The sequence below is a fragment of the Chitinophaga sp. Cy-1792 genome (genome assembly GCF_011752935.1).
In the GTDB taxonomy this organism is placed as follows: domain Bacteria; phylum Bacteroidota; class Bacteroidia; order Chitinophagales; family Chitinophagaceae; genus Chitinophaga.
Map to the genome: position 1 here is coordinate 358464 of NZ_VWWO01000003.1, position 13060 is coordinate 371523.

Annotated in this window: 7 protein-coding genes; 6 read left to right on the forward strand and 1 reads right to left on the reverse strand. The window is 45.1% G+C overall.

The genetic code is table 11. From position 1 onward, the window contains the following. Positions 1-26 precede the first annotated feature (26 nt). The 3 genes from rpoB to F3J22_RS26875 all read left to right on the forward strand — a co-directional run bounded on the left by rpoB (position 27) and on the right by F3J22_RS26875 (position 9092). On the forward strand, positions 27-3836 hold the full coding sequence (gene rpoB, locus F3J22_RS26865; RefSeq protein ID WP_167021072.1) for a DNA-directed RNA polymerase subunit beta: 3810 nt from the start codon (positions 27-29) through the stop codon (positions 3834-3836). A gap of 124 nt (positions 3837-3960) precedes the next feature. Next, positions 3961-8256, forward strand: coding sequence for a DNA-directed RNA polymerase subunit beta' (gene rpoC / locus F3J22_RS26870; RefSeq protein WP_167021073.1), 4296 nt, complete (start codon positions 3961-3963; stop codon positions 8254-8256). A 194-nt stretch (positions 8257-8450) separates the two neighbouring features. Beyond that, positions 8451-9092 carry a hemolysin III family protein gene (locus F3J22_RS26875; RefSeq protein ID WP_167021074.1) on the forward strand — a complete coding sequence of 214 codons (642 nt, stop codon included), beginning with the start codon at positions 8451-8453 and terminating at the stop codon, positions 9090-9092. Between the two features lie 87 nt (positions 9093-9179). Here the strand turns inward: F3J22_RS26875 and F3J22_RS26880 are convergent, their stop codons facing one another. Beyond that, entirely contained in the window at positions 9180-9608 is a 429-nt protein-coding gene (locus F3J22_RS26880) for a hypothetical protein (protein ID WP_167021075.1), read from the reverse strand. Between the two features lie 118 nt (positions 9609-9726). Between F3J22_RS26880 and F3J22_RS26885 the strand changes: the two genes are divergently transcribed. The 3 genes from F3J22_RS26885 (at position 9727) to F3J22_RS26895 (ending at position 12739) form a co-directional block, all read left to right on the forward strand. Further along, positions 9727-10404, forward strand: a complete 678-nt coding sequence (locus F3J22_RS26885) for a DUF4397 domain-containing protein (RefSeq protein ID WP_167021076.1) — start codon at positions 9727-9729, stop codon at positions 10402-10404. A 169-nt stretch (positions 10405-10573) separates the two neighbouring features. Continuing rightward, positions 10574-11191: an OmpH family outer membrane protein gene (locus F3J22_RS26890; protein ID WP_167021077.1), complete on the forward strand. Its 618-nt coding sequence runs from the start codon at positions 10574-10576 to the stop codon at positions 11189-11191. Between the two features lie 90 nt (positions 11192-11281). Next, positions 11282-12739, forward strand: a complete 1458-nt coding sequence (locus F3J22_RS26895) for an APC family permease (protein ID WP_167021078.1) — start codon at positions 11282-11284, stop codon at positions 12737-12739. The last annotated feature ends 321 nt before the right edge of the window (positions 12740-13060 follow it).

Below are 13060 nucleotides of genomic sequence, written 5' to 3' on the forward strand. Positions count from 1 at the left end.
AAGTCATATAACTGCTAACTTCGAATATGTCTCTAAAAAAAGCCCAAACAAACGAAAGAGTAAATTTTGGAAAGATCAAACAAGTTACTGAGACACCGGATCTGTTGGCTATCCAAATCCAATCTTTCAAGGATTTCTTCCAATTAGAAACCACACCAGACAAGCGAAATAACGAAGGCCTTTTTAAAGTATTTAAAGAGAACTTCCCGATTACAGATACCAGAAATATCTTTAATCTGGAATTCCTGGACTACTTCGTTGATCCTCCGCGTTATACCATTGAGGAATGTATTGAGCGTGGGCTTACCTATTCCGTACCGTTGAAAGCGAAACTTCGCCTCAGCTGTAATGATGAGGAGCATGTGGATTTCCAGACTATTGTGCAGGATGTGTTCCTGGGTAACATCCCATACATGACCCCAAGAGGTACTTTCGTTATTAATGGTGCTGAGCGTGTAGTTGTATCCCAACTGCATCGTTCTCCTGGTGTTTTCTTTGGTCAATCCATACATCCGAACGGAACCAAGATCTACTCTGCAAGGGTAATCCCGTTCAAGGGCGCGTGGATGGAGTTTGCAACGGACATCAACAACGTGATGTACGCTTACATTGACCGTAAGAAGAAATTCCCGGTTACCACCCTCTTACGTGCAATCGGCTATGAAACAGATAAGGATATCCTCCAACTGTTTGGAATGGCTGATGAAGTGAAGGCAGACAAGAAAAGCCTCGAGAAATATGCCGGTAAAAAACTGGCCGCTCGTGTGCTGAGAAGCTGGGTGGAAGACTTTGTGGATGAAGATACCGGTGAAGTTGTGAGTATCGAGCGTAACGAGATTATGCTCGAACGTGATAGCATCCTGGACGAAGCGAATATCGAGACCATCGTAGACATGGGCCTGAAGAGCGTATTCGTTCAGAAAGAAGAGGTAAGCGGCGACTTCTCCATCATCTACAATACATTAAATAAGGATACATCTAACTCCGAGCTGGAAGCAGTTCAGCACATCTACCGCCAGTTACGCGGTGCAGATGCGCCGGATGATGAAACAGCAAGGGGCATCATTGATAAATTATTCTTCTCCGACAAACGTTATGACCTCGGAGATGTAGGCCGTTATAAAATCAACAGAAAGCTGGGTCTTCCTACGCCACTGGACATGAAAGTCCTGACGAAAGAAGATATCATCGCCATCATCAAATACCTGGTACAGCTGACCAACGGTAAAGCAGAGATCGACGATATCGATCACCTGTCTAACCGTCGTGTACGTACCGTAGGTGAGCAGTTATATGCTCAGTTTGGTGTGGGTCTGGCACGTATGGCTCGTACCATCCGTGAAAGAATGAACGTTCGTGATAACGAGGTGTTCACTCCGGTTGATCTGATTAACGCCAGAACATTATCTTCTGTAATCAACTCTTTCTTTGGTACTTCCCAGCTGTCACAGTTCCTGGATCAAACCAACCCACTGTCTGAGATCACGCACAAACGTCGTATCTCCGCGCTGGGACCTGGTGGTCTGAGTCGTGAAAGAGCAGGCTTCGAGGTGCGTGACGTTCACTATAGCCACTATGGCCGTCTGTGTACGATCGAAACACCGGAAGGACCAAACATCGGTCTGATCTCTACCCTTTGCGTACACGCTAAGGTGAATGAGATGGGCTTCATCGAAACGCCTTACCGTAAAGTAAACAACGGTAAAGTGGACATGGTGAAAGTTGAGTTCCTGAGTGCTGAAGAAGAAGATTCCGTTAAAATTGCGCAGGCGAATGCTCCGCTCGATGATAAAGGAAACTTCGTTAACGATAAAATTAAATCCCGCGAAACCGGTGACTTCCCTATCCTGGATAAGGACGAAGTGGAATTCATGGACGTTGCGCCTAACCAGATCGTAGGTTTGTCTGCATCACTGATTCCGTTCCTGGAGCATGATGATGCCAACCGTGCGTTGATGGGATCAAACATGCAACGTCAGGCGGTACCATTGATCAACCCTGAAGTACCTATCGTGGGTACTGGTCTGGAAGCTAAAGCTGCGCGCGATTCCCGCCTGCAGGTTACTGCTGAAGGTAAAGGTGTGATCGAGTTCGTGGATGCAAAAGAAATTCATGTTCGTTACGAGCGTGATGAGATGCAGAAACTGGTGAGCTTCGAAGATGATCTGATTGTTTATAATCTGACCAAATTCGTTAAAACCAACCAGTCTACCTGTATCAACCTGAAACCTTGTGTGAAGAAAGGACAGCGTGTGGAAGTGGGTGACTTCTTAACAGAAGGTTACGCTACCCGCGGTGGTGAGCTGGCACTGGGACGCAACATGAAAGTGGCGTTCATGCCTTGGAAAGGTTACAACTTTGAGGATGCGATCGTAATCTCTGAGCGTGTTGCACGTGAGGACCTGTTTACATCTATCCACATCGACGAATATGAACTGGAAGTTCGTGATACTAAACTGGGTGAAGAAGAACTGACGCCGGATATTCCTAACGTAAGTGAAGAGGCTACCAAAGACCTCGACCAGAACGGTATTATCCGTGTTGGTGCACACATTAAAGAAGGTGATATCCTGATCGGTAAAATCACTCCTCGTGGTGAATCAGATCCTTCTCCTGAAGAAAAACTGCTCCGTGCGATCTTCGGTGATAAGGCTTCTGATGCGAAAGATGCTTCTCTGAAAGCACCTCCATCCACTGAGGGTGTGGTAATCGACAAGAAACTGTTTAGTCGCGCCAAGAAAGATAAGAACTCCAAAACCCGTGAAAAAGCGGCGCTGGAGAAACTGGAAAAAATCCACCAGAAGAACGAAGAGGATCTGTCGGAAGTATTGATGAGCAAACTGCAGGTACTGTTGAAAGACAAGACCTCTCAGGGTATTACCAATACTTACGGTGAAGTACTGATCTCCAAAGGATCTAAATTCTCTCCTAAGAACCTGGTAAATATTGATTTCCAGAATGTAAACCCGCTGGGCTGGACTACAGACGAGGTTACAAACGATCAGATCAATACCTTACTGCACAACTATAACATTAAGTACAACGAAGAACTGGGTCGTTACAAACGTGAGAAATTCAACATTTCTATCGGTGACGAGTTACCAGCAGGTGTACTGAAACTGGCTAAGGTTTACCTGGCTAGCAAACGTAAGTTGAAAGTGGGTGATAAGATGGCGGGTCGTCACGGTAACAAGGGTATCGTTGCTAAGATTGTGCGTGATGAAGACATGCCGTTCCTGCACGATGGTACACCACTGGATATCGTACTGAACCCACTCGGGGTACCTTCCCGTATGAACCTTGGACAGATCTACGAGACCGTATTAGGTTGGGCAGGTCTGAAACTGGGTGTACGCTTTGCGACTCCGATCTTTGATGGTGCTACCACTGAAGAAATTGCCGGTTACATTAACGAGGCTGGTTTACCTAGCTTCGGTCATACATACCTGTTTGATGGTGAAACGGGCGATCGTTTCCACCAGAAAGCAACCGTGGGTGTTATCTACATGCTCAAACTGAGCCACATGGTGGATGACAAGATGCACGCGCGTTCTATCGGACCGTACTCCCTGATTACTCAGCAACCGCTGGGTGGTAAGGCACAGTTTGGTGGTCAGCGTTTTGGTGAGATGGAGGTATGGGCACTGGAAGCATACGGTGCATCCAATATCCTGCAGGAACTGCTTACTATCAAATCCGATGATATCGTAGGTCGTGCGAAGGCTTATGAATCAATCGTTAAAGGAGACAACATCCCTAAAGCGGGTGTTCCTGAATCCTTCAATGTATTGATCCATGAACTGCGCGGTCTGGGTCTGGATCTGAAATTTGACTAAGAGCTTTTAGCTACCAGCCGTCTGCAGCAAGTGCAGATGGCTGATAGCTTTGATATTTCGCAGGAATAAAATTTTTGTCGTGGTTCTCAACAAACTACGGCTAACAGCTAAAAGCTAATTACAGATGGCTATCAAGAAAGAAAATCGTCCTAAATCAAATTTTAACAGCATCACCATTAGTCTGGCTTCTCCTGATGTAATTCTGGAGCGTTCATACGGTGAGGTGCTGAAACCTGAAACCATTAACTACCGTACTTACAAGCCGGAACGTGATGGTTTATTCTGCGAAAGAATATTCGGGCCTGTAAAGGATTACGAGTGCTATTGCGGAAAATATAAACGTATCCGTTATAAGGGTATCGTTTGCGACCGTTGTGGTGTTGAAGTTACCGAGAAGAAAGTACGTCGCGAAAGAATGGGACATATTCGTTTAGTGGTTCCCGTTGTACACATCTGGTACTTCAAATCTCTCCCAAATAAAATCGGTTACCTGCTGGGTATGTCTTCCAAGAAACTGGAGACGATCATTTACTACGAGCGTTATGTAGTAATTCAGGCAGGTGCTAAACAGGAAAAAGGTCTGAACTACGGTGATCTGCTCACTGAAGAAGAATACCTGGATATCCTGGATACACTCCCTAAAGACAATCAGCTGTTACCGGATGAAGATCCTAACAAGTTTATTGCTAAGATGGGTGCTGAAGCGGTGGAAATGATGCTGTCACGTATAGACCTCGATGGTTTATCTTACCAGCTGCGTAACCAGGCTGCTACTGAAACTTCTCAGCAACGTAAAGCGGAAGCGCTGAAACGTCTGAGCGTAGTGGAAGCTTTCCGTGAAGCTAATGGCCGTGTAGAAAACCGTCCTGAATGGATGGTAATGCAATATATCCCTGTTGTTCCACCAGAACTGCGTCCGCTGGTTCCATTGGATGGTGGTCGTTTCGCGTCTTCTGACCTGAACGATCTGTACCGCAGGGTGATCATTCGTAACAACCGTCTGAAGCGTCTGATCGAAATTAAAGCACCAGAGGTGATCCTGCGTAACGAAAAACGTATGCTGCAGGAAGCGGTGGATTCACTGTTCGATAACAGCCGTAAATCAAATGCGGTGAAAGCGGAAGGTGGTCGTGCGCTGAAATCTCTCTCTGATGTACTGAAAGGTAAACAAGGTCGTTTCCGTCAGAACTTGCTCGGTAAACGTGTGGATTACTCCGGTCGTTCTGTAATCGTGGTAGGTCCTGAACTGAAACTGCATGAGTGCGGTCTGCCAAAAGATATGGCGGCAGAGCTGTTCAAACCGTTTATCATTCGTAAACTGATTGAAAGAGGTATTGTTAAAACCGTGAAATCAGCTAAGAAGCTGGTAGATCGTAAAGAAGCAGTTGTTTGGGATATCCTGGAAAACGTACTGAAAGGTCACCCGGTTATGTTAAACCGTGCTCCAACCCTTCACCGTTTGTCTATCCAGGCGTTCCAGCCTAAACTGGTAGAAGGTAAGGCAATCCAGCTTCACCCACTCGTATGTTCTGCGTTCAACGCGGATTTCGATGGTGACCAGATGGCGGTACACGTTCCATTGAGCAACGCCGCAATCCTGGAAGCCCAGCTGTTGATGCTGTCTTCACACAACATTCTTAACCCGCAGAACGGTACGCCAATTACCCTGCCTTCACAGGACATGGTACTCGGTCTGTACTACATCACTAAGGGTAAGAAAACGATGGGTGATGTCATCGTAAAAGGTGAGGGTAAAGCTTTCTATTCTGCAGAAGAAGTTATTATCGCACATAACGAAGGTCAGGTAGACCTGCATGCTCACATCCGTGTTAAAGCTGATGTAAGAAATGCAAACGGTGAGCTGGAAAGAAAGCTGATCGAAACTACCGTGGGTCGCGTATTGTTTAACCAGCACGTTCCTAAAGCTGCCGGTTATGTAAACGCCCTGCTGACCAAAAAATCCCTGCGTGAAATCATTGGTGATATCATCAAATACACGAACATCCCTACTACAGCGAAGTTCCTGGATGATATCAAGCAATTAGGTTTCCGTACTGCGTTCCGTGGTGGTTTGTCCTTCAACATCAATGACCTGATCATTCCTGATGTTAAACAGGATATGATTGATGGTGCTGGTGGTGAGGTAGATGAAGTTTGGGATAACTACAACATGGGTCTGATTACCAATAACGAACGTTATAACCAGATCATTGATATTTGGTCCCGTGTGGATACCAAGATCACTGAAACGCTGATCCGCGAGCTGGCAACAGATAAACAGGGCTTCAACTCTGTGTACATGATGCTTGATTCCGGTGCGCGTGGTTCCAAACAGCAGATTAAACAGCTGGCTGGTATCAGGGGTCTGATGGCTAAACCTCGTAAGTCTGGTTCTACTGGTTCTGAGATTATCGAGAACCCGGTATTGTCCAACTTTAAGGATGGTCTGAACGTATTGGAGTACTTCATTTCTACGCACGGTGCGCGTAAAGGTCTTGCGGATACGGCGTTGAAAACAGCGGATGCGGGTTACCTGACCCGTCGTCTGGTAGACGTTGCACAGGATGTGGTTATCAACGAAGAAGATTGCGGAACCCTGCGTGGTATCGCTACTTCAGCGCTGAAGGATAACGAAGAGGTGGTAGAACCACTGTACGATCGTATCCTGGGCCGTACTTCCCTGCACGACGTTTACGATCCACATACAGATGAGCTGATTGTTGCCGGTGGTGAACAAATCACTGAAGAAATCGCTCATCGCATCGAAGACAGCGCTATCGAAACAGTAGAGATCCGTTCTGTACTGACTTGCGAAAGCCGTCGTGGTGTGTGTGTGAGATGTTATGGTAAAAACCTGGCAACCGGTTACACTGCACAGAGAGGTGATGCTGTAGGTATCATCGCTGCACAGTCCATCGGTGAGCCTGGTACACAGTTGACACTCCGTACCTTCCACGTAGGTGGTGTGGCTGGTTCTACTTCAGTTGAATCCGGCCTCGTTGCTAAGTTTGACGGTACTGTACAATTCGATGGTCTGCGTACTACTACCTACGAAAATAACGAAGGTGATAAAGTACAGGTGGTTATCGGTCGTACCGGTGAGCTGCGTATCATGGATGTTAAGAACGATCGTTTGCTGATCACTAACAACATTCCTTACGGTTCTACCTTATTGGTGAAAGATGGTCAGAAAATCGCTAAAGGCGAGCAGATTTGTACCTGGGATCCATTCAACGCGGTTATCGTGTCTGAGATCAACGGTAGCATTCGTTTCGACAGCATCATTGAAGGTATCACCTTCCGTGAAGAGGCGGACGAACAAACTGGTCACCGTGAGAAAGTGGTTATCGAAACCAAGGATAAAAATAAGATTCCTTCCATCGTTGTTGAAGGCAACAAGGAGGTTAAATCATACAACTTACCAGTAGGATCTCACATCGTAATCACTGAAGGTGAAGGCGTGAAATCCGGTCAGGTAATCGTTAAGATTCCTCGTGTACTCGGTAAGCTCCGGGATATCACGGGTGGTCTGCCACGTGTAACTGAACTGTTTGAAGCACGTAACCCAAGCAACCCTGCTATCGTTTCTGAAATTGATGGTGTGGTAGCATTCGGTAACATCAAACGTGGTAACCGTGAGATCATCATCGAAAGCCGTGAAGGTCAGATCAAGAAATACCTGGTTCCATTGACCCGTCACATCCTGGTACAGGACGGTGACTTCGTGAAAGCTGGTACTTCTCTGTCCGATGGTTCTACCACTCCTGCAGACATCCTGGCTATTAAAGGTCCGTTTGCAGTACAGGAATACCTGGTGAATGAGATTCAGGAGGTATACCGCTTACAGGGTGTGAAGATCAACGATAAACACATTGAGGTTATCGTTCGTCAGATGATGCGTAAAGTAAACATTGAAGATCCGGGTGATACCCGCTTCCTGGAAGGCGATACCGAAGACAGGTTCGACTTCTTCGAAGAGAATGACAATATCTTCGATAAGAAGGTAGTAACCGAAGCAGGTGAATCTACCGTACTGAAAGCTGGTCAGATCGTGACCCTGCGTCAGGTACGTGAAGAGAACTCGCTGTTACGTCGTTCTGATAAACGTCTGGTTGAGTTCCGCGATGCACAGCCGGCAACTTCCAGTCCGTTACTGCAAGGTATTACCAAGGCGTCTCTGGGTACTCGCAGCTGGATTTCAGCAGCGTCCTTCCAGGAAACGACCAAGGTACTGTCTCAGGCAGCTATCAATGGTAAGATCGATGATATGATGGGCTTGAAAGAGAACGTTATCACCGGTCACCTGATCCCTGCAGGTACAGGTTTACGTGAATTCGAAAACATGATCGTAGGTTCTAAGGAAGAATACGATATCCTGGCATCTTCTAAAGAAGTATTCCAGTTTGATGAAGAAGAATAGTGCGTAAGCATTGTAATATTATAGAAGCCCTCTCTACACAGGTAGAGAGGGCTTTTTGTTTGAATTGATATTCCTGTTTCGCTCCCGGCCGGAGGCCGGGGACAGAATCGCGTTTATAACATGAATAAGCGTATCTATTTAATCGATAAGAGTGGAAGGAAATATGCGCTAGCTTTGATAATAAATCAAGGCATATGGGAATCATTGTTCAACAAACCTATTCCAGGCAACAGGAGATTGTGAATGGGTTAATTCACGCGGCAGGAGTTATTTTTGGGGTAAGCGCATTGCCGGTACTGACGGCCATTGCAGCCACGCATGGCAATACGCCGGGCATCGTGGGCGCCGGTATTTACAGCTTCTGTTTTATTCTGCTGTTTACAAATTCAACGGTATATCATCTTAGCCTGGAGCCATACGTAAAAAAGATTTTCCTGGTGTTTGATCACATCAGTATCTATTTCCTGATAGCGGGTACCTATACCCCTTTTATCCTGGTATATCTGCTGAATTCATTCGGGATAACATTGTTGTGCATCCTGTGGGGACTGACGCTGGTAGGCGTATTTTTTAAGGTATGGTTTACGGGAAAATTTGAAATATTATCTACCATCATTTACCTGGTCATGGGATGGATAATGGTAGTGGGAGGCAAGCGCTTCTTTGAGCATATGTCTGTACCGGTTATTTCGATGTTATTTGCGGGTGGGATATTGTATTCTGCCGGGGTATTTTTCTATGTATGGGATAAGTACAAGTATACACATGCCGTATGGCATTTCCTGGTGCTGGCAGCGGCGGTCTGTCATTATGTGGCGGTGTTGCTGGCGGTATAATCAAGGTGATCATCTACCTAAAAAAACATAACAAAACGGCTGTTGCTACCTGGTAGCAACAGCCGTTTTGTTATTATAGAGGCAGTATTATCCTTTTTTCTCGTCTTTCTTTTCTTCTTTGTGTTCGTGGTGCTCTTTAGGATCATGTTTACCATCTTTAGGCTCTTTATGATCTTTAGGATCGCGAGGGCCTTTAGCGTCGTGGCGTTCTTTGTTTTCCGCTACTTTTTTATCGTGTTCCGCTTTTTTCTCTTCACGATTTTTGTCTTGTTTTTCTTTGTTTTCCGCTACTTTTTTATCGTGTTCTGCTTTTTTCTCTTCGCGGATTTTGTCTTGTTTTTCCTTGTCTAATTTGTGGTCTTCTTTTTTGTCATCTTTTTTCCCGTCTTTCTTCTCCTGGTGCCATTCTTTTTTGTCTTTCCTGTCTTTGTTGTCCTGTTGGGTTTTGTCTTGTGCAAAGGCAGTAACAGAAACGCCTAAAATGAAGGCAGGGATAAGGATAGTTTTTTTGTTCATTTTTACGTGTTTAAAAAAATTATAAAGTGTTTTACGGTGACTTAGACTATCTATTTGAATAATTGTTTAAACGCAATTAAAAGTTATTTTTGAGTTTATAATTTATGAACCGGGATTAATGAAACAGCTTCTATTAATAGTTACTTTAGGTGTGGTCCTATTTGCGGCATGTAAGAAGGACAGCGATAGTGCGATACCTTCCACACAGTCGAACTTTAAATTTTTCAATGGTGTACCAGGAGCGGTATTCGGGGTAAAGCTGGATACGGTGACGGTATCATCAGGTGTGAATTATGGAGAGGCAACAGCATATAAGTCAATGCGGGCGCAGTCTTACAATCTGACAATCATCAATGGTAATCAGCAATTGGCGCTTGGGCAGTTCTTTTTAAGGAATGGGAAGAATTTCACGTTGTTCCTTGGAGCGGATACCAGTGGCAAGCTGCTGACATACGTATGGGCGGAGGATGATTTATCGGCGGTGCCGGGAGATAGTGCCAGGTGGAGAGTGGTAGACCTGAGTGATTCGTATAAGACGAATAACAGATCTGCGTTGCCACTGGATTTCAGGATGGATACCACGCGTGTATTCAGGGCCGTTGTATTTGGGGGCATTACGAAGTACGCCAATATTTTCGCGCCATCTAACTATACATTGAATGTGAATTACGTTGATTCCAGCAAGGTGATGGGGTCTTTTCCGACTGGATTCCTGAAGGGGAAATCGTATACTTATGTAGCTACGGGGAATGCGAATACTACAAATTTTCAGGTATTTCAGGTACAAAATAACTAAAATGCCTATATTGGGTGCCAATAGGATGTAATCGGCTGTAGCAAGGCGTGAGCACCTTATAAGTTAAAACATAGATAAATATTTTAAATCAAATTTGAAAATCCGGCAAAATCTTTATTTTAGCCGTTCTATTTTCAAAAATTAAATTGTAGAAAATCTACCCATAAACATGCGCACTCGTAATCAATTCGTGTCTAAAGGATTAATGGCGACGCTGGCTGCCGGCTTATTCGTAGCTTGCCAGAACAACAAACAAGCTGGTACGGCACCTGCTGCCAACACCAACACTGCAGCGCCTACTGCTGCCAGTTTCAAAATTGCATATGTAGACCTGGATACACTCGAAGCGCACTTTGAATATTTCAAATTGAAAAGGGCTGAGCTGGAGAAAAAGCAACAGTCTATGGACAATACCCTGCAAGCTAAAATGCGTAGCCTGCAGAATGAATTTGAAGATTTACAGCGTAAAGCAGCTACACTGACGCAGGAGCAGGGAGAGAACATTCAGCGTGGTATCCTGGCTAAAAAGCAGCAGCTGGAGCAGGAAGCACAGCAGATGCGTGGTCAGTATGCGGAGCAGGAAGCAAAATTCAACGAAGAGTTACAGGGCCGCCTGGATACCTTCCTTGAAAATTTCAATAAAGACAAACGTTTTGCATATATTTTCTCTTATCGTAAGGGAGCAAGCAATATCCTGTACAAAGATTCTTCTTTTGATATCACCACAGATGTGATCAAAGGTATGAATGAGCTGGGTGCAGCAGCAGGAGCAACTCCGGCAAAATAATTTGCTAAAAAGAGAATCTTGAAGAAAATTTTCTACCTTATAGTCCCGGTTCATTGAGCCGGGACTTTTTTATTACTACTACCTGAACATATGGAAATCAACCAAACTAAATCTGCAACGCCAACTGCGGCAAATTCATTCAAGCCAACATTAGGCTTACTCGATGCCACCATGGTCGTCGCCGGCTCCATGATAGGCTCCGGAATCTTTCTTGTAACAGCTGAAATAGCCCGTAATGTGGGTGGGGCTGGCTGGATCACCGCCATGTGGGTATTGGCCGGCGTGGTAACGCTGATAGCCGCCCTGAGCTATGGTGAGCTGTCGGGCATGTACCCCAAAGCCGGTGGTCAGTATGTATACCTGCGTGAAGCATACAATCCCTTTATTGCCTTTTTGTTTGGATGGACACAGTTCGGTGTTATCCAGACGGGGACCATTGCAGCTGTGGCAGTAGCTTTCGCGAAATTTACCGCTTATCTTATCCCATCTTTCAGCGAAAAAAATATCCTGTTACACACGCCATTGGTAGATATTTCTGCCGCACAGATTGTGGCAATTATTTCTATCATCTTACTAACATTTATCAACACACGTGGGGTAAAACATGGGAAAGTCATCCAGACAGTATTTACGCTGGCGAAGTTATTATCCCTGTTTGGGCTGATCATTTTCGGGTTTCTGCTGGGAGCAAAGGCGGAGATCTGGCATGCCAACTGGGAACATGCCTGGGAGGCGAATTCACTGAGTTTGCTGGATGGTAATATTGTTACCTCCGGACTTACCGGCATTGCGTTTCTGGGTGCGATAGCCATTTCTATGAAGGGGTCGCTGTTTTCCAGCGATGCCTGGAATAATGTGACATTTATTGCCGGAGAGATCAAGAATCCAAAGAAGAATATAGGCAGGTCATTGTTTTTAGGTACGCTGATCGTGACAATCATTTATGTGAGCACTAATCTGATGTATCTGGCAGTAATACCTATCAAGGAAATTGCCTTTGCAGCCAACGACAGGGTAGGTGTGGTTGCTGCGGAGCATATTTTTGGCGGCGTTGGTTCTATGGTGATTGCCGTGATGATCATGATATCCACTTTTGGCTGCAATAACGGGCTTATTTTGAGTGGGGCGAGGATTTATTATACTATGGCAGAAGATAAGCTGTTTTTCAAAGGAGCAGGCGAGCTGAATAAGTATAGTGTTCCTGCCAAGGGGCTGTGGATACAGTGTTTGTGGACGAGTCTATTATGCCTGACAGGGAGATATAATGATTTGCTGGCGTTGGTAATATTCGGAGTATTATTGTTTTATGTGCTGACGATCTTTGGCATTTTCATATTACGGCGTAAGCGTCCGGAAATAGAGCGTCCGTACAAGGCATTCGGGTATCCTGTTTTACCGGTTATTTACATGATCGTGGCATTATCATTGGCTGTATTGCTTTTGATGTTTGAAACCAAGTTTGCTTTGATGGGATTAGGCATTATATTACTAGGAGTTCCGTTGTATTATATCGCTATGAGCCGTCAGAAGAAGGCGATTCAGCGCTAAAATGGATAAAAAAAATTGAATTTTCACACGAAAGTTGTAGAAAAAAATCGGGCCACTGCACATAATATTGCAGTGGCCCCTTTTAATTTGCATCAAGAGGCAGAGAGATGAAGAGGTGACGCCCCGATAAAGCAGATAGTATTTGAAAACCCTGAATAATTAAAATTGGCCAACAAGGACTTTAACCGAGGAATGAAGTTTGGAAGTCCGGTATCACAGCTCTCAAAAATACTTTAATGATTGTTGCCCGCTGCAGAGCGGTATTGAAAAATGTGACTGGTTAATGTGATGTGCAGTATTTGACGACCCTCAAAATTATTT